The following is a 20935-nucleotide window of genomic DNA, read 5'->3' as shown; positions in this document are numbered from 1 at the left end:
GCGATGAAGTGAGTGCCCAGGCCCAGCCCGACGAGTGCCAGGGGAATGGCTCCGGGTTCACTTTCCGTACGGATCTGGAAGACCATGAGTGCCACGCCGACCGTGATCAGCAGGATCGGTACCAGTCTCTTCATCTCCGGCCTCTCAGGGGGTATCGAGTCGTGAACGGTCGTCCGTGCTGTGGCTCGCGTGCGAGGACTGCGCGAGGTCCGGCTCGTCCACCTCGTCGACCCATTCCAGGAGGTCCCCCGGCTGGCAGTCGAGAACCCTGCACATTGCTTCCAGTGTGCTGAAACGGACCGCTTTGGCTCGCCCGTTCTTCAGGACGGCGACGTTCGCCGGTGTCAGACCGATGCGGTCGGCGAACTCTCCGACGCTCATCTTCCGTCGGGCGAGCTCCAGGTCTATCCGGACCACGATCGGCATCAGATCACCTCGTCGAGCTCGGTGCGCAGGGTGCGCGCTTCGACATCGCGTGCCACCGCCTGCTCCAGCAGGGCCTTCAGCACCAGGACGATCAGCGCAACGGATGCCAGCATGACCGCGACCCCGCCGATCAACAGAACGACTCCGGGCGCCACCGCCTCCCCGGGGGCGAGCGCGACGCCGAGCCCGAAGGTCAACAGGGACGCGGCCGCGAAGGCACCGATCACGAGATGCACCAGACGGAAGGCGCCGGTCGAGAACACGGTTCCCCGCCGGGCCATCGTCAGCAGCCCCCACACGCAGACCACCGCGACCTGGCCCGCCAGGATCGCCAGGACGGTCAGGATCACCATCGGTGTGCGGATCATCGCGAAGTCGGGATCCGCCGTACTGACGTCCCGGGTCAGCAAGGACAGCACCACCATCTGGATGAAGACCGAGCCTGCGAACATCATCGCCAGAACAAGGCGCAACGCGGCCACCGTCAGTTTTCCCATGTCTTCCCCTCCACTTGAATGTTGGTAGCAAACTATCGTTAATCGATAGAAAGAACAAGAACTCCGATCGGGTTGAGGGTGCCGACGCCCTGTATGTCCCGCCGTCGTGGCCTAGACTGTCGCGGTGAGCCGAGCGCAGGACGACGGACCGTTCTTCCATGGCACGAAAGCCGATCTCCGCACAGGGGATCTCCTCAGACCGGGCTTCCCCTCCAATTACCGTCCCGAGATCGTGATGAACCATGTCTACTTCACTGCCCTTCGTGACGGTGCCGGCCTCGCGGCGGAGCTCGCGACCGGTGCTGATGAGCCCCGCGTCTACGTCGTCGAGCCGACCGGGACGTTCGAGGACGATCCGAACGTGACCGACAGGAAGTTCCCGGGCAATCCCACCCGCTCGTACCGCAGTCGAGACCCGCTGCGGATCGTCGCCGAGGTCACCGACTGGACGCGGCAGACGCCCGAGGCCCTACAGGCCTGGACAGAACGCCTGGCAGTACTCCGCGCGGACACCCAGGGAAGCATCGTCAACTAGGAGTCATCCGAGGAGAATCCGCAGGTGATGATCCGGGGACGAATCTCTGTCTGTCTGGTCCGCCTGGTCTGCAGGTCCGAACCTATGCTTGGGTCAACGCTCATCCGTTCCGCCGAAGGAGAGATCGAATGTCCCGCATCATGTCGACCGGCTTGGCCAAGACCGGTCTCCTGCTCGGCTACAAGGTCGCGCGGGATACGGGCAGCAGGCTGGCAGGCGGTGCCATTCTGGCGGCCTGCGGCGTGGCCGCCTTCACGGTATGGAACAAGGACGCCGGCACGGCCCGGGCTGCCGCCCTGACGGGCCTGTACGTTGCGGCCTTCGGCGCGTCCCACCCCCTGGCGAAGAAGATCGGCGCGTGGCCGGCAGTATTCACCGTGACGGGGGCCATGGCGCTGGTCTCGATGATCGTTGGTGGGCGCCGCGCGAAGTCCTGGCACGACGGGTGACATCGTTCCGGACCTGGTCGCTGTCTCGGCAGGCCTCACCCGAGGGGCGGACACAGGGCTGGCTGCTGCGATGGCGCGGCGTGCGATTCCGATCGCGGGGATTCACCCCACGGCCCTCCCAAGGGCACTAAGCTACTCGATGCACTGACGTCTGCGGAGGACGGTAATGAGACTGTTACTGGCGACGGCGGGCTCACGGGGCGATGTCGAGCCCTTCGTGGCCCTGGCAGAGCGGGCGCTTGCGGCGGGGCACGAGGTGCGCCTGGTCGTCCCGGACAACTCGGGCGTCGAGATGGGTGACCTCGATGTGGTGAGCATGGGGTCGACTACACGCGGATGATCGAGGAGCAGGGCGTCTCGGTCATGGCAGCGTTCCGTAACTACCGCTCCGTGGTGCGTCCGGTGATGCGAGGCGTCATCGTCGGTAGCGCGCGGGTGTCGCTCGAGTACGAACCTGATCTGATCGTGTACCACCCGAAGGTCCTGTCGGCTCCGCTGGTAGCGGATGCTCTAGGAGTGCCGCACGTCATGGTCGAGATCGTGCCGGCTCTCACGCCGACGAGGGCTTTTCCTGCCGCAGGCACCCTCACCCGTGGGTTGGGCCCGCTGAATCGATGGACGTATCAGGCGGTGGGCGTCGCGTCGACGATGTTCCGCTCCGAACTCGGCGAGGTGCGCAGGATGGTCGGCGGGCAGACACGCAAGTCCTCTGCCCCCACTGCCACCCTCATGCCCATCAGCCCTGCCATACTCCAGCGCCCCCGTGACTGGCCGGCATCGGTGCATCTCACCGGGCCGTGGACTCGCGCACATCAAGGGGAGGCCCTCGCGCCCGCCGTCGACGAGTTCATCGCCGACGGCCCATTCCTCTATGCAGGGTTCGGCTCGATGGCCGCGGGGAACGCCGAAGCGCGTGGAGGGACGATCGTCGATGCCGCGCGGGCTCGCGGCAGCCGCTGCCTCATCGCTACCGGTCTCGGCGGCATCGACGTGCCTCCGGACCGCCTCGGCGACGACGTGCTCGTCGTGCGGACCGTGCCGCATACGGCTGTGCTTCCGCACGCGACTGCGGCTGTGTACCACGGCGGCATCGGTACCGTGCACGCCGCGATGACTGCCGCAACACCATCGGTGATCGTGCCCTTCATAGCCGACCAACCCTTCTGGGGATACCGCCTGAGTGAAGCGGGCCTGACACCGGCACCGATCCCGCAACATGCGCTGACCGTCCCCGCCCTCCACGCCGCACTCGAGGAGGCGGAGTGGTGCCGTCCCCGCGTCACGGACGTCGCCGAAGCCATGTCCGCCGAGGACGGAACCCTGACGGCGTTGACCGTCCTCGCATCGATCCGCTGACCAGTGCCGGCTCGTGCACACGCCCCACCGCTCAGTTCATGCCTCCTGCTCCGTCTCAACTGGTATCAATAGGTGGGTGCATAGCTACTGGGAGGTTTCATGACGCGGGAACTCGTATGGACGGGATTCATGACGCTCGACGGCGTCGTCGATTCCCCCGGAGGGAGGGTCGAAGGTCACCGCAGCGGTGGCTGGGTCCTCAGCACGGAATTCGTCCCGGAAGCGTTCGCACTCAAGGGTGACGAGCTCAGCGAGACGACGGCGCTGATGTTCGGGCGTCGCAGCTACGAGGCGTTCGCGCCGATCTGGCCGGGATCAGAGGACCATGCCGGCTACAAGGATCTTCCCAAGTACGTCGTGTCGGGCACTCTCGGCCAGGACGCGATCGTCGGTGATTGGGGGCCGACCGAGATTCTGCGCACCCTCGACGACGTTGCCGCGGTGAAGCAAAGCGACGGAGGTGCCATCTTCATCCATGGCAGTGCGGAACTGGCGCGGGGTCTTGCCGATGCGGACCTCATCGATCGCTACAATCTTCTTGTCTTCCCGGTGCTCCTCGGCGCGGGCAAGCGTGTATTCAGTGCGGCGGACCGGGATCAGCAGAAGCTCCACCTCAGGGATTCCACCGCGTACTCCAACGGCGTCCTCAAAGCCGTTTACGACGTCATGCATTGAGCGGCTCTGACCGACACGAAACGCCCACACCTCCCGGGCGGCTACCTGGCCACTGCTCCATGGATATCTCATCCGAGGGCCGGGACCGTTGCTCGCCTCAGTCCGATGAGACCGACCAGCACGAAGGCCATCGGCGCATCCAGGCACAACAGGGTGGAGCCTATGTGCGCCGCGGTGAAGGACAAGAGGCGGTCTTCCTGCGTCCATAGGAATCCGCAGAGAGGTGACAGGACCAGTGCAGTCGTTCCGGGAAGGAAGCGCAGACGAGCCATCATGCTCCACGGTCCCATAGCCCACGTATGTCTCTGCCCTGACAGCACTGACAGAGGTCCTGCCGGGGGATCCCGATGCAGGCATCAGGGCCTCGGGAGAGGCGCACCGGACGCCCGCAGGCTGGTGGTCTTGCCGGGGGCCGCACGGTCAGGCGCGTTCTACGGGGAGCCACAATTCGCAGGTGGCGGTGCTGAAATCAGCGCCGCGGTCGAGGACAGCCACGATCGAGGGGCCGGGGCGTAGCCGCCACGGGTTGGACGGGAACCACTCCGTGGCCGTGGCCGCCCACACCGACTGCAGAGCTGATGGGTGGTCTCCCTTGGTGTGGAACACCGCCCAGGTGCCGGCGGGAACCTCGATCGTATCGAGGTCCTCGGGAACGACCGCCGAATCCGCGACGGCCACGCCATGGAGGTAGGTCAGCTCGCTGCCCTCGGTGTAGTCCGGGTCGACGTCGGCGCTGACCTGGAGCAGGCCCGCCGGCTCGGTGCTGCTCAGGTGCTTGAGCCGTGGGTGCTCCGCTGCCGGCAGTGACGCGATGTGCGCTTGGATGTGCGGGTTGGCGCCGTGGTGGATGAGCGGTACACGGGCGGCGTGGCCGACGAGGCGGAAGGCCGGTCGGTTGGTGATACGAGTGTCCATGGGGATGTTTCCTTCTACGGTCAGGCGGAACCTGAGGTGTGGTTGGGTCCGAAGGGGGCCGCCGTGTCGTCGTACGTCCCCGGGGCCGACGCCGTGCACTGATCGGAACGCACGAGCGAAGGCGTCGGGGGAGCTGTAGCCATACCTCACCGCGATACCGAGCAGGTCGCCGTGCGTGAGAACGTCTGCGGCGGCGAGCGTCATGCGGCGCCGCCGGATGTACTCGGACAACGGCATGCCGGCCAGCGATGAGAACATCCGCCGGAGGTGATATTCCGTCGTGCCAAGACCGGTCGCCAACCGGGCCACATCGATATCGTCCGTCAGATGACCCTCGACGAACTCGACGAGTCGGTTCAACTCTGCAATCACGGTTGCCCCCTTCACCATCCAGCCTGTCCGGCATCCTCGATCGGCACCCTACTATCGCGGTCCGATCGCGTCGGTTCCATATCGCTATTGGGCGCCGAGCTGAGCGGAATGGCGCCGGGATTGTGGGACTGTGACTCATGCCCACCTTCCTTCGCGCCCTCCCCGGCCTGGCAGCACTGATGCTGTCCTTCCTGTCGGGCTATCTCTGGGTCTTCGCCGGACCATACAGTCCTGCACTGTTCACCATCGCCCACTCCGGCTCCGCCGTACTCTGTGCTGCCGTTCCGTTCACCTTCGTCCTGATCGGCCGAGCCGCGAGGCGCCGCCCGGACCTCCAGAGACTCGGGGCCATACTTCTGGCAATCGCCGGCATCCCGGTGCTGGTGGCTAACGGGATCTACCTGTTCTCATTCAGGTCGGTGGAAGCGTCCTACGGAGACATCGGCGGCGCCGGCCTGATGGTGCTGGGCTGGGCGGCTCTCCTCATCACCTCGCTGGCTTGCACCATCGGATTGCCCATGGCCCGGCACGTCGTCCCTGGCACGATCGAAGGCAAGCGCAGTTCCCCTCGAAACTGACCCGCAGCATCCAACGTTCAACATCCAAGCGTCCGCTGAAAAGTGGATCACCGCATGCTTTGCAGTCGATCCTGGCTACGAGCCGGATCCACGCCTGATGATGGTTCGGTTCACGGGCTGTCCTCCACCGCCGGACTACGGTATCGGTGTGCCGAAAAATACGTGGATGGCCGCCATCGCTCTTCTTCTCGTCAATGCCGTGGGCGGTCTCGGCTACTTCTTCTTGTCCCTCCCTGAGCGGTCGGAGTGGGGCGACTTGACGACGGGACTGATCTGCAGCATCGTGGCAGCCCTGCTCATCCTGAACTACAGGAGAACCCACGGATCCAGCGGGAAGGTAAGGCCCTGAACCGGTTCGAGCTGCGCCGTGATGTCGTGGGTCTGGTGCAGACCGTTCACGCGCCGATCAGGCAGCCGGCAGGCGCCGTGAGGACTTTCATCTGAGCGCGAATATCAGCCGCCATAAGTCCGAGAAGGAGGGATGGTCCGACGGTTCTGCATCAGTCCTTGATCCCGATGGTGAGAACCGGGTGACCACGCCGTGGCGTGTCCGCCGCACTCGTAGGCCGACCCGACCCGCGCTGTTGTGGGGAGTCCGACGAGATCGGCGTTCCTCACGCGGCCACCGACGGTCCGTCGCTAGCCGCGCAGCTGCTGCACCATGTCGAGGACGACGGCGCGGAGGTCGCCGTCGTTCTCCGCCGCCACCCTGCGTTGGCGCTGGTACCCGGCACCGCGCTGGAGGATGGCCTCGACGTCCGCGAGCTCGCTGCTGCATCCCAGCTTCGCGGCGATGGGTTCGAGACGGTTCAGCACGTCGACGAGATGTTCGGTGACGAGCCGCTCCGTGCCCGCCGCGTCGAGGATGATGATCGCGTCGAGGCCGTAACGCGCTGCCCGCCACTTGTTCTCCTGGATGTGCCACGGCGGCATGGTGGGGATGCTGCCGCCGGCGTCGAGCGTCTCGGAGAACTCCTGCACGAGGCACTGGGTGAGGGCGGCGACCGCGCCGACGTCCTGCAGGGTCGAGAGGCCGTCACACACGCGCATCTCCACCGTCCCGAGGTTCCCGACCGGCCGGATGTCCCACCGGATCTCGCTGACGGAGTCGATCACCCCGGTGGTGAACATGTCCTCGACGTAGGACTCGTACGCGGTCCAGTCGTCGAAGTGGAACGGCAGGCCCGCGGTGGGCAGCTGCTGGAACATGAGGGACCGCTGGGAGGCGTATCCGGTGTCCTCGCCGCCCCAGAACGGCGAGGACGCCGACAGCGCCTGAAAGTGCGGGAAGTAGTTCGTCAGCCCGTCCACCACCGGCAGTGCCTTGTCGCGGGAATCGAGCCCTACATGCACGTGCACCCCGTAGATGACCATCTGGCGGCCCCACCACTGCGTGCGGTCGATCAGCTTCGCGTACCGCTCCCTGTCCGTGACCTGCTGGGCCTTCGGGGCGCTGAAAGGGTGCGAGCCGGCGCAGAAGAGTTCCACGCCCATGGGATCGGTGACCTCACGGACAGCGGCGAGGGAGCGGGACAGATCCGCCTTGGCCTCCCCGACCGAGGTGCAGATGCCCGTCACGAGCTCCACCGTGTTGAGGAGCAGCTCCTGCTTGATGTGCGGGTGTTCGTCGTCGTCCTGCAGTTCGGGGTGGTTCGCGCTGACCCCCCGCAGCACCTCACCGGCCACCGAGACGAGTTCCCCGTTGTAGCGGTCCACGAGCGCCAGCTCCCATTCGACGCCGAGTGTGGACTGGGCTGACTGCGCGAAGTCGATGTTCAAGGGCTTGCTCCTGGGCGGTGCTGAAAGGGACGTTGACAGGGTGCCTCGGTAACGCGCCGTCGCGGGGGAGACTCGTCCCAATATTAGTGCCTGGTACGCGGGCGGAACGGCGGTTCGGGGTCTGCGGACGGGGTGCTGCTGGGATGATGGTGAGGTGCCCATCCTGAACAAAGACATGACCCTCTGCATCTCCCTGGCCGCGCGGCCCAGCAACATCGGTACGCGCTTCCACAATTACCTCTACGAGGAGTTGGGGCTGAACTACATCTACAAGGCGTTCACCACCACCGACCTGCCGTCGGCCATCGCCGGCCTGCGCGGTCTCGGCATCCGCGGGTGCGCCGTCTCCATGCCGTTCAAGGAGGACGTGATCGCGCTCGTGGACCACCTCGACCCGTCCGCGCAGGCCATCGACTCCGTCAACACCATCGTGAACGACGACGGCGTCCTCACCGCCTACAACACGGACTACCTCGCGATCGAGCGGCTCCTGCGCGAGCACGCCGTGCCGGCCACGCATTCGGTCCTGGTACGGGGGTCCGGTGGCATGGCCAAGGCCGTCGTCGCCGCCTTAAGGGACTCCGGCTTCACGCAGGTCACCGTCGTCGCGCGCAACGAGCGCACCGGCAGGGCGCTCGCCGACCTGTACGGCTTCGCCTGGCAGCCGGAGGTGGGGGAGTCGACGGCGGACCTGCTCCTCAACGTGACCCCGCTGGGCATGACCGGCCCCGATGCCGACGCCCTCGCCTTCCCGCAGCCGGCGATCGACGCCGCGCAGGTGGTGTTCGACGTCGTCGCCTCTCCCTCGGAGACGCCGCTGATCCTCGCCGCCCGCGCGGCGGGCCGACCGGTCATCACGGGAGCGGAGGTCGTCGCGCTGCAGGCCGAGGAGCAGTTCGTGCTCTACACGGGAATCCGGCCGACGCCGGAGCAGGTGCGTGCAGCAGGGGAGTTCTCGCGCCGGCAGGCCTGAGGCCCCGCAGGAGGAACAGGGGGCTGGAGCCGGTACCACCGGATCCCGAGCGGCTCCAGGGTGATGCCCGCCCGCAGGAGCTCGGACTGGCCGCTCACGAGGTCCAGGGCGCTCTCCGGCAGGCCCGAGAGCGTCAGGGCGCTGATGTCCTGCGGGGTCTCGGCGAAGTTGGCGACCACGACGACGGTGGACTCCTCGCCGTCGAGCAGGCCTGGCCGCTGGTAGCCGAGGACGTGGGGGTTGTTCGTGTGGAACGGCACGAGGCGCCCGCCGGAGAGCTCCGGTGCCTGATGGCGTACGGTGATCAGCCGCTGGAGTCCGGCGTAGATCGCGGCGGCGTCCGTCGTCGGGTCCGTCCGTGCGGCGTAGCGGTCCGCGGGGTACGTGGGACGGCCCACCCAGCGGCTGTCCCCGGCCTTCGCAGGATCAGCCGCGTAGGAATAGTCGTTGAGCTGGCCCACCTCGTCGCCGAGGTACAGGAGCGGGATCCCGCCCGTGCTGAGGATGATGGAGTGGGCCAGCAGGATCCGCGCGACGGCGGCGTCGTCGTGCGCCTCCAGCCCGGCGAGCGACGCCGTGGTGCCCGAGATCCTGCAGTCCCCGGTGCGGGGATTGTCCTGGAAGGGCACGCCGCGCGCGAAGCTGTCCGGGAAGCGGTCGACGTAGAAGGCATTGAGGAACCGGCGGTGGTCGTGACCGTTGATGCCGAGCTCTGCGGCGTCCTCGTCGGAGAACGTCCAGCCGATGTCGTCATGACTGCGCACGTAGTTGACCCAGGCCGTGCCCTCCGGGATGTCGTGCCGGCGCCCGAGGGCCTGGGCGAGCAGGGAGACCTCCCGGGTGGCCAGCGAGTTCCAGATGAGCGCCATCTGCAGCGGGTTGTAGCTGAGCTGGCACTCGCCGCGGTCGATGTACTGCACCACCTCGTCCGGATGCACGATCGCCTCCGACTTGAACAGCAGGGAAGGGGCGGCGAGGCGGCACACCGCGTTGAAGGCCTGCAGCAGCAGGTGCGCCTCGGGCAGGCTCTCGCAGGAGGTGCCGAGCTGCTTCCAGATGAAGGCGACGGCGTCCATCCGGATGACGTCCACCCCCTGGTTGGCGAGGTGGAGCATCTCCCCGGCCATGGCCCGGAAGACCCGCGGGTTGCGGTAGTTGAGATCCCACTGGAAGGAATGGAACGTGGCCCACACCCACCGGCCGTCCTCGAGCGGGACGAAGGAGCCCGGGTGGTCGTCGGGGAAGATCTCCCGGACGGTCCGCTCATAGGCGTCCGGCATCTGCCGGTCGGGGTAGATCAGGTAGAAGTCCGCGTAGTCGGGATCCCCGGCGACGGCCCGGCGTGCCCACTCGTGCTCGTTCGAGGTGTGATTGAAGATGAAGTCGACCACGAGGGCTACCCCGTCCTCGCGCAGCTCCCGCGCGAGGCCCGCGAGGTCGTCCATGGTGCCGAGGGACGGGTCCACCTCGCGGTAGCTCGAGACCGCGTACCCGCCGTCGGAGTTCTCCTCGGGAGCACGGAACAGGGGCATGAGGTGCAGGTAGGTGAGGCCGAGCTCGCGGAAGTAGGGGATCCGCGCACGGAGGCCGGCGAGGTCCCCGGCGTAGAGGTCCACGTAGCAGACACCGCCGAGCATCCGGTGGGACTGGAACCAGAGCGGGGCCATGGCACGGGAGGCGTCGAGGGCCTTGAGATCCTCCGGCCGGTCCTGCCAGGAGGCCGCGGCGTCGAGCGCCACCTGCAGCAGTTCGCCGTCCGCCTCGGGACCGTAGATGCGGTGGAACAGCGCCTGCAGGCGCGGGAACTCCGTGTCGAAGCGGGCCTGGAAGGACTGCCAGTCGGCGTCGGACGTCGTCGGGCGGCGGGCCGAGGGGAGCTCTGCCCGGATGCGGTCGTGGGGCAGGGTGTGCGGGGAACTCATCCCGCCAGCCTAGGGCAGCCGGTCCCGGCGCCGGCGGCGGGACGGTCTCCTCCCGGTGCCCGGGTGGGGCCACTCCTCCTCTTTGGGGGGCCCGTAGGATGTGGGCCATGACAGCTGATGAAGAGAAGGATCCGCCCGTTCCCGCGTACCTCGAGGGCATTTCGCTGAAGCGGGTCCACGACGGTCGGGTCGTGGAGGAGAAGGACACCGAGGAGACCGGGGACGCCGACGACACCGGGTCCGGGCCGACCAGCGGCCAGGACGTATAGCCGGCATCCTCCGCGGGATTCTCCACCGCATCGGCGGCGCCCCGGACGCGCGAAGCGCCGCGCCCCTTCCGGGACGCGGCGCTTCGTGATCACTGTGGCGGGAACCGCCGGCGACTACTCGGAGACCGGGATGGACTGCGACTCGAGGGAGTCGATCGTCTTCTGCTGCCCGTTCTCCAGGGCGTCCATCAGGGTGCCGGAGCCGCCGATGGCAGCGCCGAATCCGTCCGAGACGTCCGTGTAGGTCTGCGTCATCGTGGGGCCCCAGGTGAAGTCGGGGTTCACGTTGGCGGAGGCCTCGGAGAAGACCTCGTAGATCTTCTGTCCGCCGTAGTACTCGACGCCGCCGGCGAAGGACTCGAGGTCCGCCGCGGACTTCGCCGCCGGGTACAGGCCGCCGAGCTCGTTGGCGAGGGCCAGTGCTTCGGGGTCCGTGTTCAGCCAGAGCGCGAACTTCGCGGCCTCGGCCGGGTGCTCGGAGCCCTTCAGCACGGCCGTCGAGGAGCCGCCCCAGTTACCGGCGGCCTCGCCGCCGTCCTCCCACTGCGGCATCGGGGCGACGGCCCACTTGCCGGCCGTGTCGGGAGCGCCGGTCGAGAGCGTCGTCGCGCCCCAGACCGCGGACACCCAGGTCCACTGCTGGCCCTCGTTGAAGGACGCGTTCCACTCGTCCGAGAAGGACGGCAGGGTGGAGACGAGGTCCTCGGACAGCAGGTCCTGCCAGTAGGTGGCGACCTCCTCGGACTCGGGGCTGGTCAGGTTGACGTCCCAGCTCTCGCCGTCGTTCGCGAACCACTGGCCGCCGTTCTGCCAGACCATGCCGGCGAACCAGTTCACGTCCGACTTCGGGAAGTTGGTGATGTAGGAGCCTTCGGCCTTGATCTGCTCGGCCGCTGCGGCGTACTCCTCCCAGGTGGTGGGCACCTCGATGCCGGCCTGCTCGAAGAGGTCCGCGCGGTAGTACATGGCCATGGGGCCGCTGTCCTGCGGGATCGCGTAGACGGCGTCCTCCTCGCCGAAGGTGACCTGGCCCCAGGTCCAGTCGACGAACTGGTCCTCGGCGTCGGCGACGCCTTCGCAGCCTGCGAGGTTCTCCAGGCCGTCCTGCACACGGAAGTTCGGCAGGGCGTCGTACTCGATCTGGCCGAGGTCCGGAGCGTTGCCGGCCTGGATCTGGTTGAAGAAGTTCTGGTACGTACCCGAGTTGCCGTTGGGTCCGGTCTGCACCTCGACCTGGATGTCCGGGTTGTCCGCGTTCCACAGGTCGACGACCTTGTCCATGCCGGGAACCCAGGTGGTGAAGGTCAGTTCGACGGGCCCGTCGGAGGCCTCGCAGGGGGCTGCTTCGCCACGTGCTTCAGAGCTGTCTCCGCCGGCTGAACAGCCGGAGAGAGCCAGCGCAGAGATCATGGCAAAGGCCGCGGTGACTTTTCCGTAATGCGCGCGCATTGTCTTTCCTATCGGTGGTAGTGCGGTGCGGGGGCGGGCGCCCCCGCACCTGGTGCTGGTCGGGAGGATCGGGGTGGCTACTTGACGCTGCCGGCGCCGAGACCGCTGCTCCAGAACCGCTGGAGGGCGAGGAAGGCGATGATGAGCGGGACGATGGAGACGAGCGCTCCGACGATCACGAGGGATCGCAGCTCCGGGATCTGGCTGATCTGGCTGTTCCAGGCGTACAGCCCCAGGGTCACGGGGAAGAGCACCTGGTCACGCAGCATGATGAGCGGCAGGAAGAAGTTGTTCCAGATTGCGACGAACTGGAACAGGAAGATGGTCACCAGGGCCGGCGCCATCAGGCGCGTGGACAGGCTGAAGAACGTCCGCACCTCTCCGGAGCCGTCGAGGCGCGCGGCCTCGAGCAGTTCGTTGGGGACACTCGCCGCCGCGTAGATCCGGGCCAGGTACACACCGAACGGGCTCACGAGGCTCGGCAGGAAGACGGCCCACATGGTGTTGGTGAGCTCCACCCGGCTGAAGATCAGGAACAGGGGGAGGGCCAGCGCGGTGGCGGGGACGAGGACGCCGCTGAGCACGACGTTGAAGATCGCCTCGCGTCCCCGGAACTCGTACTTCGCGAGGGCGTAGCCGCACATGGCCGCGATGACCGTCCCGATGAGGGCGCCCACGCCGGCGTAGAGGGCGGAGTTCAGCAGCCATCGGCCGAAGAGGCCGTCCCCGTAGGTGAAGAGCCGGCCGAGGTTCTCGAAGAACGTGGCGAAGGAGTTCGCGGTGAACCACAGCGGCGCCGTGGAGGTGATCTCCCCGCCGGTCTTGGTCGAGGTGGTGAGCAGCCACCAGATGGGGGTCAGGAAGTACAGGGTGAAGACACCCATGACGAGCATCGCCGCGCTGCGGGACATGATGCTCTGGCGTGGCCCGCGTCCGCGGTTCTCGGCGCTCTGCGCCGTCGTGCTCCCGCCGCGCGGGCGCTTGGGGGCGGTGGCTGGGGCTGCCATCACTGGGATACCTTCCGCTGGGTGGCCTTCAGGAAGACGAAGGAGAGGATGAACGTGGCGAGCGCCAGGACCACCGAGAATGCGGCGGCCAGGTTGTAGTTGGGGATGGACGCCGTGGTGTAGACCGCGAGGTTCGGGGTGTAGGTGCTGCTGATCGCGGAGCTGAAGCTGCGCAGGGTCTGCGGTTCGGCCAGCAGCTGGAGCGTGCCGATGATGGAGAAGACCGCCGTGAGGATGATCGCGGGGACCACCAGGGGGATCTTGATGCGCCAGGCGATCTGGATGTTGCTGGCGCCGTCGAGCCGCGCCGCCTCGTAGATCTCGTGGGGGATCGCGAGCAGGGACGCGTAGATGATCAGCATGTTGTAGCCCACGTAGACCCACGTCACGATGTTCGCGATGGCCCACAGGACGAGTTCGGCGCCCAGGAAGTCGACGTTCGAGGTCACGGCGCCGAACGGGGAGAGCGACGGCGAGTACAGGAACCCCCACATGATGGCGGCGATCACGCCGGGGACGGCGTAGGGGGCGAAGAACGCCAGACGGAAGAACTTCTTGCCCTTGAGCAGCGGGGAGTCGAGCAGCAGCGCGAACAGCAGGGCGAGGCCGAGCATGACGGGCACCTGCACGGCGCCGAACAGCAGGACCCGGCCCACGGACTGCCAGAAGGCGGTGTTCTGGAAGACCTGCTGGTACTGCACGAGGCCGCCGAAGACCTGCTGGGGTGCGCCGAAGGTGCCCTCCCGCTCGACGGTGAGCAGCGACTGGATGATCGCGTAGACGATCGGGACGGCGTAGAAGGCGACGAAGAGCAGGGCGAAGGGGCCGATGAACATGGCCACGGCGCGCCGCTGGGCTCCCGACGAGCGGCTCTTCCGCGCGGCCGGGCGTACCTTCGGGGACTCGGCCGGAGTGCTAGTGACGGTCATTTCCTGCATCCTTTCGGCCCGGGGCGGAGCCGTCGGTGGGGATAACTGGGGTGGTGCGGACAACGCGCACGGCGCCCGCGGGAACGACGACGGCGTCGGCCACGGCCTCAGCGGTCAGCAGTTCCAGGCCGCTGACCCGGTGCTTGCGGTCCTCGGTGCCGTGGTTGATGAGGAAGAGGTACTCGTGTCCGTTGCCGCGGCGGGTGACCGTCTCGAGACCGGACTGCACCTCGGGGACGGGGATGCCGGCGGCGACGGCGGCACGCAGCAGCAGGTCCCGGAGAACACCGCCGTCGAGCACCGTGCCGACGTACCAGGCCGCGCCCGCGCCGAAGCGGTTGCGGGTGACGGCGGGGCCGCCGGCGTGGTGGCCGGTCGCGTAGCTCAGCACGGCCTCGGCCGTGGTGAGGCGGACCGCCTCGGACCAGAGGGACGCGGGGGAGCCGTTGTCGAGGGTGAGCGGGTGCGCCGGGTCGAGCGGGAAGTACTCCTCGGACCGGAGGCCGAGCAGCTCCCGGAACGCTCCGGGGTAGCCGCCGGGGCGCACCCGCTCGTTCTCGTCGACGATGCCGCTGAAGAAGGTGACGACGGCGGATCCGCCGTCGGCCACGAAGTCGCTGATGATCGCGGCGTGCTCGTCGCGGATCAGGTAGAGGTTGGGGACCACCACGAGGCGGTAGGCGGAGAGGTCAGCGCCGGGTGCCACGACGTCGACGGTGATGCCGGCGTCCCACAGGGCCTTGTAGGCGGCGTGCACCTGCTCGATGTAGCGGACGTCCCCGGACGGGTGCGATTCCTGGTCATGGGCCCACCAGGCCTCCCAGCTGAAGACGAGCGCGACGTCCGCGTGCACGGTGGTGCCCGCGAGTTCGCGCAGCTTGACCAGCGACGAGCCGAGTTCGACGACGTCGCGCCAGATCTGCGAGTCCGTCCCGGCGTGCGGCACCATCGCGGAGTGGAACTTCTCGCTGCCCTGCAGCGACGCGCGCCACTGGAAGAAGCACAGGCCGTCCGCGCCGCGGGCGAGGTGGGTCAGCGAGGTGCGGATCATCTCTCCCGGACCCTTGGCGATGTTGCGGGGCTGCCAGTTCACGGCACCGGTGGAGTGTTCCATGAGCAGCCACGGCCGGCCCTGCGCGAGCCCGCGGGTGGCGTCCGCGGTGAAGGCGAGTTCGGCCCGCGGTGCGTCGAGGCGGTGATCCACGTAGTGGTCGTTGGCGATGACGTCCATCGAGGGCGCCCAGGTCCAGTAGTCCTGGTTGCGGATATGGGCCGCGACCATGAAGTTCGTGGTGACGGGAGCCGCGCTGTTGGCCCGCAGGACGGCTTCCTCGGCCGAGTAGTGGGCGAGGAGTTCGTCCGAGCTGAAGCGGTTGAAGTCGAGCGTCTGCGTCGGGTTGGTCGCCGAGAGCGTGAGCCTCGGGGGCAGGATCTGCTCCCAGGCCGAGTACCGCTGGCTCCAGAACGCGGTCCCCCACGCCGCGTTGAGGGCGTCGAGGCTCTGGTAGCGCGTGCGGAGCCACCCGCGGAAGGCCTCCGCCGAGACGTCGCAGTAGCACAGCGAGTTGTGGCAGCCGAGCTCGTTCGAGACATGCCACAGCCGGAGCGCCGGGTGGCTGCCGTAGCGGGCGGCGACCTGCTGGACGAGCGCGAGGGCGTGCTCGCGGTAGACGGGGGAACTGGGGCAGAACGCCTGGCGGCCGCCCGGCCAGCGGGCCGTGCCGTCGGCAGCGCGGGGGAGGATTTCCGGGTGGGCGGTGGTGAGCCAGGCGGGAGTCGAGGACGTCCCGGTGCCCAGGTTCACCCCGATGCCGTGTTCGGCGAGGAGGTCCATGACGGCGTCGAGGTTCCCGAAGCGGAAGACGCCCGGCTCCGGCTCCAGTTCCGCCCAGCCGAAGATGTTGACGGCCACGAGATTGACGCCGGCTTCCTTCATCAGGTGGACGTCCTCCACCCAGACGGAGGGGTCCCACTGCTCCGGGTTGTAATCACATCCATAGACGAGCTGCCCGTTGCCGGACAGTCCTGCGACGGTGGTGGTATGTGCCAAGCCTGCTCCTCGGTGCTGCGGTGCCGATTCTCGGGCAGGTGCCGCAGGAGAGGCCGCGGGCGCGTTCTGTGAACGCTCCCAGATGGAGCCGCTAAGCTCTCCGTTGAGAATCTGTGAACGTTCCCAGAGTAATCACGGTCACAGTGGCTGTCAACGCCGGAGGTGGTGCCGGCGACGCTGCGCAGCGAGGCGCCGGAGGCCTAGGTGAGCTGCTGGTCGCCGTACTTGGCCTGGACGGCCTCCCAGTCGCCGGACTGCGCGATGGGATCCATCCACATCACTTCCCATGCGTGGCCGTCGGGGTCGGAGAAGGAGCGGGAGCGCATGAAGCCGAGCTCCTGGGACTTGTTCTCGGCGGCTCCGGCGGCGACGGCCCGCTCGACGAGGGTGTCGACCTCCTCCGGCGCGTCGACGCTGATCGCGTTGATGACTGCGGAGGTGGCGTGGGCGTCCGCGACGGGCTTGTCCGTGAACTGCGTCCAGTGCTGGTGGGTGAGGATCATCAGGAAGATGGTGTCGCTGATGGCCACTGAGCCGGCGTCCTCGTTGGAGAAGTTCGGGTCCAGCGTCCAGCCGAAGCTCGTGTAGAACTCCTTGGACCTCGCGAGGTCGCTGACGGGGAGGTTGATGAAGACGTTCGTGGCCATGGCCGTTCTCCTGTTTCGTGGGCGGTGGTGATCCGGTGCGTGCTCCGGGGCTCCTGTGAGCCCCTGTACCTCTTGGACGCGAACTTCTCCGGGAAATCATCGGTGTCCGACGCATTCCTGTCCACCCCTTGCGAAGCAGGCTGAACAGGTCGACAGTGAGGTGGAAAACTACGGGGAGGCCGTCCATGAGTACTTCGTCAGAGCACGTGTCCGAAGCATCCGCCACCCGCGAGGAACCCGAGCTCAAGCGGGTCCTCGGGCCGAAGCTGCTCCTCCTGTTCATCGTGGGTGACATCCTCGGAGCCGGGGTCTACGCGGTCACCGGGACCATGGCGGGGACGGTCGGCGGGCTCGTGTGGCTCCCGTTCCTCCTCGCCTTCGTCGTCGCGACGATGACGGCGTTCTCCTACCTCGAACTCGTGACGCAGTACCCCCAGGCGGCGGGGGCCGCCCTGTACGCCCACAAGGCGTTCGGCATCCACTTCGTCACCTTCCTGGTGGCGTTCGCCGTCGTCTGCTCCGGCATCACCAGCGCCGCGACCTCCGCCAACGTGCTGGCCCAGAACCTCTTCGGCGGCTTCGTGGTCAACGGCTGGACGGACACGCCGGGGCAGGGGGCGCTCACCGCCGTCGCCCTCGGGTTCATGGTCCTGCTCGCCCTGATCAACCTCCGCGGGGTCGGCGAGAGCGTCAAGTTCAACGTCGTCCTGACGCTCATCGAGGTCGCCGCGCTGTGCATCGTCATCGGAGTGGGCTTCCTCGCCATGGCGCAGGGCACCGGCAACGTGGGCCAGGTCTTCGTCTTCACCGACTACCAGGACAAGGGCCTGTTCCTGGCGGTCACCGCCGCCACCTCGATCGCCTTCTTCGCGATGGTGGGCTTCGAGGACTCCGTCAACATGGTCGAGGAGACGCAGAACCCGGAGCGCATCTTCCCCAGGACCATGCTGACAGGCCTCGGGATCGCGGTGCTCTTCTACATGCTGGTGGCCGTGTCGGTGGTCACGGTGCTCAGTCCCACCGAGCTGGAGGGCATCCGGGAGGCGGAGGGTGCCGCGCTGCTCGAGGTGGTGCACAAGGGATCGCCCGATTTCCCCATCGACCAGATCTTCCCCTTCCTCGCCGTCTTCGCCGTCGCGAACACCGCCCTGATCAACATGCTGATGGCCAGCCGCCTGATCTACGGGATGGCGCGGCAGGGCGTCCTGCCCCGACCGCTCGGCAAGGTGCTCCCCGTGCGCTGCACGCCGTGGGCCGGCATCGTGTTCTCGACGGTCCTGGCACTCGGCCTGATCCTCTACGTGACCAGCGACCCGGACGGCAACATCGTCGCCAACCTCTCCGGGACCACCGCGTTCCTGCTCCTGTGCGTCTTCACCGTGGTGAACATCGCGTGCCTGGTGCTGCGCCGCAAGCGGGACGTCAACCGGAAGGTGTTCTTCACCTCCCCGGGCCCGCTTCCCGCCGTGGCTGCCGTCCTGTGCCTCTTCCTCGCCGGCCCCTGGGTGGGGCGCGACATCATCCAGTACCAGATCGCCGGGGGCCTCATGGTGATCGGCGTCGTGCTCTGGTTCGTGACCTGGCTGATCAACCGGAGGACCAACACCCCCACGGGGGATCCGGCGGCGATCGACGGGTGACCGGCCCGGAGCCGCGCTAGCATCGGCTGCATGGAGATCCTCCGCTACGCAGCGTTCACCGACCGGCCCGACGGCGGGAACCCCGCCGGTGTGGTGCTCGACGCCGACGGCCTGACGTCCGGGGAGATGCAGGCCATCGCCGCGGAGCTCGGCTACGCGGAGAGCGCCTTCATCTCCGACCGCCTGCCAGGCCGTGCCACGGTCCGCTACTTCGCCCCCGAGGCGGAGATCCCCTTCTGCGGCCACGCGACGATCGCCACGGGCGTCGCGCTCGCCGAACGCGAGGGACCGGGGACGCTGGCCCTCTCGACCCCGGTGGGAGTGCTCGGGCTCACCACGGACCGCGTGGCCGGTCGCCTCGTCGCGTCCCTCGAGACGGTCGAACCGTGGGCCGACGGGATCGACGCCGGCTGCCGCGCCGACCTGCTGCGCCACCTCCGGCTCGCCGAGGAGGACCTGTCGACCGACCTGCCCGTCCTGCTGTCCTTCGCCGGCAACATCCACCCGATCGTGCCCGTCCGCGACGCGGGCGTGCTGCGCGCACTCGACTACGACTACGACGGACTCAGGACGCTCATGGCCGCCCAGGGCTGGGGGGCGACGGTCGCCATCGTGCACCGGATCGGCCCGCACGTCTTCGAGGCCCGCAACCCCTTCCCGCCGGGCGGCGTCCGGGAGGACCCCGCCACCGGTTCCGCGGCGGCATCCCTCGGCGCCTATCTGCGGGCGCGCGGCGAGGTCCGCCCGCCGGCCACCCTGACGGTGCATCAGGGTTCCGACGTCGGGCGCCCGTCCCTGATCACGGTCGGCATCCCGGTGGCCGGGGGGCTGACGGTCTCCGGCGGCGCGGTGCGGATCACCGCGTAGGCGGCGAGGTCGCGCCGTTCACCGCCGATCTCCAGGTAGCTGCGGAGGATCCCCTCGTAGCTGAAGCCGGCCCGGCGGGCGACGCCGACGGACGCCGCGTTCCACGGCTCGATGTGCAGTTCCAGGCGGTGGAGGCCCGGCAGGGTCCACGCGAACGAGGTCAGCGCCCGCAGGGCGTCCGTCGCGGTCCCGCGACCGCGAGCGGCGGGGGCGACGGCGTATCCGGCCTGGCCTCGCCCCAGGGGGTAGTCGCGCAGCCACAGGCCGATGACGCCCAGCGCCTCGTCGGAGCGGGCGTCGGCGATCGCGAAGGAGAAGCCCGTACCTTCCGGGTGCCGCTGGCGCTGGCGGGCGATGTAGGCGAGGGCTTCCTGCTCACCGGCCAGCGGAGGGAGCGTGCCGATCAGGGGCACGTAGGGATCGGTCGCCAGGTCCCGGACCATGCCCGAGTCCCTGTCCTCGACCCGTCGGAGGACCACGTCGCCGACGGCCGGAGCGACGTCCGGCCAGTCGGGCAGCAGCGCACCCACGGGCCCGCTCACGGCCGGTAGCCGAACGCCGCGAGGCGGAGGTCGTCGTGCGGCTGGAAGCCCAACGCACGGTAGAACGGGTGCGAGCGCGCCGCGTCCTCCGTCCCGCCGGCGTCGGTGCTCAGGGCCACGAACATGCAGTGGCGGTAGCGCCCCTGGATCTCCTCCATCAGGGCGCGTGCCACCCCGCGTCGCCGGGACGCCGGGTGCACGAGGACGTCCTGGATGTAACAGATCGATTCCCCGTCGGAGACGGTGCGCGCCAGGCCGATCAGTCCGCCGTCGCCGTCCCACGCCGTGACGACCAGGTGGGACCCCGCCAGGCTCCGCGCGAGCTTGTCGGGATCACGCGTGTAGGCCGTCCACCCCACGGCGTCGTAGAGCGTGAGCACCCGGTCCAGGGGAGGGGCGTCATCAGCGGTGATCCTCACCGATCCACCGTACCCCCGCACCCCGTCCTCGCCACCGTGCACGCAGGGCACCGTGGAACAGGAACCGGTCGGCGCTCCCTCCTCGCCCCGGCAGGGCGTCACAGCTCCGCGGACCGGCGTCGCGTGCCCGCGATCGGGGCGATCAGGGCGTGCGTGACGGCGACGAGGTCCGCGGGGGCCAGTTCGATGTCCAGGCCCCGCTGGCCACCGGACACGAAGACCGTCGCGTGGTCGAGCGCCGAGCGGTCGACGACGACGGGGGATGCCTGCCGCTGCCCGATGGGGGAGATCCCGCCGAGAACATAGCCCGTCCGCCGCCGGGCGGCGTCCGGATCGGCCATCGCCGCCTTCCGCCGGCCGAGCGACGAGGCCAGGGCCTTGAGGTCCAGTGAACCGCTGACGGGGACGACGGCGGCGACCAGCGTCCCGTCGACGCTCGCCATCAGGGTCTTGAAGACCCGCTCCGGCTCGACGCCGAGCGCTGCGGCGGCCTCGAGCCCGTAGGAGGAGACGCCCTCCTCGTGGGTGTACGGATGCGTCGTGAAGGGGACGGCCGCGGCCGTCAGCGCGGCGAGGGCGGGCGTACCGCGTGGTCCCGTGATCTTCCTGCCCACATCACTCCCGCCTGTCGTGGCGCGT

The 20935-nt window shown here is 68.3% G+C and carries 24 protein-coding genes; 11 read left to right on the top strand and 13 right to left on the bottom strand.

Features of this window, described 5'->3' with window-relative positions:
• Positions 1-144 precede the first annotated feature (144 nt).
• Together CXQ92_RS06410 and CXQ92_RS06405 are read right to left on the bottom strand one after the other, a co-directional pair.
• Positions 145-426, bottom strand: a complete 282-nt coding sequence (locus CXQ92_RS06410) for a helix-turn-helix transcriptional regulator (protein ID WP_219815687.1) — start codon at positions 424-426, stop codon at positions 145-147.
• Positions 426-908 carry a DUF2975 domain-containing protein gene (locus tag CXQ92_RS06405; protein ID WP_306738452.1) on the bottom strand — a complete coding sequence of 161 codons (483 nt, stop codon included), beginning with the start codon at positions 906-908 and terminating at the stop codon, positions 426-428. The genes CXQ92_RS06410 and CXQ92_RS06405 overlap by 1 nt, the downstream gene beginning before the upstream one ends.
• A 139-nt stretch (positions 909-1047) precedes the next feature.
• On the opposite strand from CXQ92_RS06405, the gene arr reads away from it, so the two are divergent.
• From arr to CXQ92_RS06380, 5 genes are all read left to right on the top strand, one after another.
• Positions 1048-1458 (top strand): NAD(+)--rifampin ADP-ribosyltransferase, encoded by a 411-nt coding sequence (arr, locus tag CXQ92_RS06400; protein WP_104166229.1) that lies wholly within the window; start codon positions 1048-1050, stop codon positions 1456-1458.
• Positions 1459-1586: 128 nt separating this feature from the next.
• Positions 1587-1907, top strand: coding sequence for a hypothetical protein (locus tag CXQ92_RS06395; protein WP_104166227.1), 321 nt, complete (start codon positions 1587-1589; stop codon positions 1905-1907).
• Positions 1908-2073: 166 nt separating this feature from the next.
• Positions 2074-2247: a glycosyltransferase gene (locus tag CXQ92_RS06390; protein ID WP_104166225.1), complete on the top strand. Its 174-nt coding sequence runs from the start codon at positions 2074-2076 to the stop codon at positions 2245-2247.
• Positions 2244-3263, top strand: a complete 1020-nt coding sequence (locus tag CXQ92_RS06385) for a glycosyltransferase (RefSeq protein WP_104166222.1) — start codon at positions 2244-2246, stop codon at positions 3261-3263. The genes CXQ92_RS06390 and CXQ92_RS06385 overlap by 4 nt, the downstream gene beginning before the upstream one ends.
• A 99-nt stretch (positions 3264-3362) precedes the next feature.
• Positions 3363-3938 (top strand): dihydrofolate reductase family protein, encoded by a 576-nt coding sequence (locus CXQ92_RS06380; protein WP_104166220.1) that lies wholly within the window; start codon positions 3363-3365, stop codon positions 3936-3938.
• Positions 3939-4358: 420 nt separating this feature from the next.
• Here the strand turns inward: CXQ92_RS06380 and CXQ92_RS06375 are convergent, their stop codons facing one another.
• Positions 4359-5225, bottom strand: coding sequence for an AraC family transcriptional regulator (locus tag CXQ92_RS06375; protein ID WP_104166800.1), 867 nt, complete (start codon positions 5223-5225; stop codon positions 4359-4361).
• A gap of 137 nt (positions 5226-5362) precedes the next feature.
• On the opposite strand from CXQ92_RS06375, the gene CXQ92_RS06370 reads away from it, so the two are divergent.
• Complete coding sequence (locus CXQ92_RS06370; protein WP_104166218.1) at positions 5363-5803, top strand: hypothetical protein; 441 nt, start codon at positions 5363-5365, stop codon at positions 5801-5803.
• Positions 5804-5969: 166 nt separating this feature from the next.
• Positions 5970-6152, top strand: coding sequence for a hypothetical protein (locus CXQ92_RS06365; RefSeq protein ID WP_104166216.1), 183 nt, complete (start codon positions 5970-5972; stop codon positions 6150-6152).
• A gap of 290 nt (positions 6153-6442) precedes the next feature.
• Here the strand turns inward: CXQ92_RS06365 and CXQ92_RS06360 are convergent, their stop codons facing one another.
• A complete protein-coding gene (locus CXQ92_RS06360) occupies positions 6443-7582 on the bottom strand; it encodes a glutamate--cysteine ligase (RefSeq protein ID WP_104166214.1) in 1140 nt (379 codons plus the stop codon).
• A gap of 175 nt (positions 7583-7757) precedes the next feature.
• Between CXQ92_RS06360 and CXQ92_RS06355 the strand changes: the two genes are divergently transcribed.
• Positions 7758-8555: a shikimate 5-dehydrogenase gene (locus CXQ92_RS06355; protein ID WP_104166798.1), complete on the top strand. Its 798-nt coding sequence runs from the start codon at positions 7758-7760 to the stop codon at positions 8553-8555.
• On the opposite strand, the gene CXQ92_RS06350 is transcribed toward CXQ92_RS06355, so the two are convergent.
• Positions 8486-10477 (bottom strand): amylosucrase, encoded by a 1992-nt coding sequence (locus tag CXQ92_RS06350; RefSeq protein WP_104166212.1) that lies wholly within the window; start codon positions 10475-10477, stop codon positions 8486-8488. The two genes, CXQ92_RS06355 and CXQ92_RS06350, sit on opposite strands and share 70 nt — an antisense overlap.
• A 107-nt stretch (positions 10478-10584) precedes the next feature.
• Here CXQ92_RS06350 and CXQ92_RS18080 point away from each other — a divergent pair, with 107 nt between their 5' ends.
• Positions 10585-10746 (top strand): hypothetical protein, encoded by a 162-nt coding sequence (locus CXQ92_RS18080; RefSeq protein WP_181033563.1) that lies wholly within the window; start codon positions 10585-10587, stop codon positions 10744-10746.
• Positions 10747-10860: 114 nt separating this feature from the next.
• Here the strand turns inward: CXQ92_RS18080 and CXQ92_RS06345 are convergent, their stop codons facing one another.
• The 5 genes from CXQ92_RS06345 to CXQ92_RS06325 all read right to left on the bottom strand — a co-directional run bounded on the left by CXQ92_RS06345 (position 10861) and on the right by CXQ92_RS06325 (position 16828).
• The gene (locus CXQ92_RS06345) at positions 10861-12195 is read right to left on the bottom strand and encodes an ABC transporter substrate-binding protein (RefSeq protein WP_104166209.1); all 1335 of its coding nucleotides are present in this window, start codon (positions 12193-12195) and stop codon (positions 10861-10863) included.
• A gap of 77 nt (positions 12196-12272) precedes the next feature.
• Complete coding sequence (locus CXQ92_RS06340) at positions 12273-13205, bottom strand: carbohydrate ABC transporter permease (RefSeq protein ID WP_258069759.1); 933 nt, start codon at positions 13203-13205, stop codon at positions 12273-12275.
• Positions 13202-14140: a carbohydrate ABC transporter permease gene (locus CXQ92_RS06335; RefSeq protein ID WP_181033562.1), complete on the bottom strand. Its 939-nt coding sequence runs from the start codon at positions 14138-14140 to the stop codon at positions 13202-13204. The genes CXQ92_RS06340 and CXQ92_RS06335 overlap by 4 nt, the downstream gene beginning before the upstream one ends.
• The gene (locus CXQ92_RS06330; protein WP_104166205.1) at positions 14118-16181 is read right to left on the bottom strand and encodes a beta-galactosidase; all 2064 of its coding nucleotides are present in this window, start codon (positions 16179-16181) and stop codon (positions 14118-14120) included. The genes CXQ92_RS06335 and CXQ92_RS06330 overlap by 23 nt, the downstream gene beginning before the upstream one ends.
• A gap of 200 nt (positions 16182-16381) precedes the next feature.
• Positions 16382-16828, bottom strand: coding sequence for a VOC family protein (locus CXQ92_RS06325; RefSeq protein ID WP_104166203.1), 447 nt, complete (start codon positions 16826-16828; stop codon positions 16382-16384).
• Positions 16829-17013: 185 nt separating this feature from the next.
• On the opposite strand from CXQ92_RS06325, the gene CXQ92_RS06320 reads away from it, so the two are divergent.
• Together CXQ92_RS06320 and CXQ92_RS06315 are read left to right on the top strand one after the other, a co-directional pair.
• Positions 17014-18468: an APC family permease gene (locus CXQ92_RS06320; RefSeq protein WP_104166201.1), complete on the top strand. Its 1455-nt coding sequence runs from the start codon at positions 17014-17016 to the stop codon at positions 18466-18468.
• Between the two features lie 30 nt (positions 18469-18498).
• Entirely contained in the window at positions 18499-19335 is an 837-nt protein-coding gene (locus CXQ92_RS06315) for a PhzF family phenazine biosynthesis protein (protein WP_104166199.1), read from the top strand.
• Here the strand turns inward: CXQ92_RS06315 and CXQ92_RS06310 are convergent.
• The 3 genes from CXQ92_RS06310 to ybaK all read right to left on the bottom strand — a co-directional run bounded on the left by CXQ92_RS06310 (position 19236) and on the right by ybaK (position 20910).
• The gene (locus CXQ92_RS06310) at positions 19236-19877 is read right to left on the bottom strand and encodes a GNAT family N-acetyltransferase (RefSeq protein WP_258069758.1); all 642 of its coding nucleotides are present in this window, start codon (positions 19875-19877) and stop codon (positions 19236-19238) included. The two genes, CXQ92_RS06315 and CXQ92_RS06310, sit on opposite strands and share 100 nt — an antisense overlap.
• Complete coding sequence (locus tag CXQ92_RS06305) at positions 19874-20296, bottom strand: GNAT family N-acetyltransferase (RefSeq protein WP_104166792.1); 423 nt, start codon at positions 20294-20296, stop codon at positions 19874-19876. The genes CXQ92_RS06310 and CXQ92_RS06305 overlap by 4 nt, the downstream gene beginning before the upstream one ends.
• Positions 20297-20394: 98 nt before the next feature.
• A complete protein-coding gene (gene ybaK / locus CXQ92_RS06300; RefSeq protein WP_104166198.1) occupies positions 20395-20910 on the bottom strand; it encodes a Cys-tRNA(Pro) deacylase in 516 nt (171 codons plus the stop codon).
• Positions 20911-20935: the final 25 nt, after the last annotated feature.

This window comes from Arthrobacter sp. SX1312 (genome assembly GCF_002929295.1).
Taxonomy (GTDB): domain Bacteria; phylum Actinomycetota; class Actinomycetes; order Actinomycetales; family Micrococcaceae; genus Arthrobacter_D.
This window is presented reverse-complemented; position numbering and strand designations above follow the sequence as displayed.

Excerpts from the sequence above, each read along its gene's own strand:
- CXQ92_RS06410 (WP_219815687.1), bottom strand. The coding sequence starts at position 426 with ATGCCGATCGTGGTCCGGATAGACCTGGAGCTCGCCCGACGGAAGATG.
- CXQ92_RS06395 (WP_104166227.1), top strand. The coding sequence starts at position 1,587 with ATGTCCCGCATCATGTCGACCGGCTTGGCCAAGACCGGTCTCCTGCTC.
- CXQ92_RS06390 (WP_104166225.1), top strand. The coding sequence starts at position 2,074 with ATGAGACTGTTACTGGCGACGGCGGGCTCACGGGGCGATGTCGAGCCC.
- CXQ92_RS06385 (WP_104166222.1), top strand. The coding sequence starts at position 2,244 with ATGATCGAGGAGCAGGGCGTCTCGGTCATGGCAGCGTTCCGTAACTAC.
- CXQ92_RS06380 (WP_104166220.1), top strand. The coding sequence starts at position 3,363 with ATGACGCGGGAACTCGTATGGACGGGATTCATGACGCTCGACGGCGTC.
- CXQ92_RS06370 (WP_104166218.1), top strand. The coding sequence starts at position 5,363 with ATGCCCACCTTCCTTCGCGCCCTCCCCGGCCTGGCAGCACTGATGCTG.
- CXQ92_RS06365 (WP_104166216.1), top strand. The coding sequence starts at position 5,970 with ATGGCCGCCATCGCTCTTCTTCTCGTCAATGCCGTGGGCGGTCTCGGC.
- CXQ92_RS06355 (WP_104166798.1), top strand. The coding sequence starts at position 7,758 with ATGACCCTCTGCATCTCCCTGGCCGCGCGGCCCAGCAACATCGGTACG.
- CXQ92_RS06350 (WP_104166212.1), bottom strand. The coding sequence starts at position 10,477 with ATGAGTTCCCCGCACACCCTGCCCCACGACCGCATCCGGGCAGAGCTC.
- CXQ92_RS18080 (WP_181033563.1), top strand. The coding sequence starts at position 10,585 with ATGACAGCTGATGAAGAGAAGGATCCGCCCGTTCCCGCGTACCTCGAG.
- CXQ92_RS06345 (WP_104166209.1), bottom strand. The coding sequence starts at position 12,195 with ATGCGCGCGCATTACGGAAAAGTCACCGCGGCCTTTGCCATGATCTCT.
- CXQ92_RS06335 (WP_181033562.1), bottom strand. The coding sequence starts at position 14,140 with ATGCAGGAAATGACCGTCACTAGCACTCCGGCCGAGTCCCCGAAGGTA.
- CXQ92_RS06325 (WP_104166203.1), bottom strand. The coding sequence starts at position 16,828 with ATGGCCACGAACGTCTTCATCAACCTCCCCGTCAGCGACCTCGCGAGG.
- CXQ92_RS06320 (WP_104166201.1), top strand. The coding sequence starts at position 17,014 with ATGAGTACTTCGTCAGAGCACGTGTCCGAAGCATCCGCCACCCGCGAG.
- CXQ92_RS06315 (WP_104166199.1), top strand. The coding sequence starts at position 18,499 with ATGGAGATCCTCCGCTACGCAGCGTTCACCGACCGGCCCGACGGCGGG.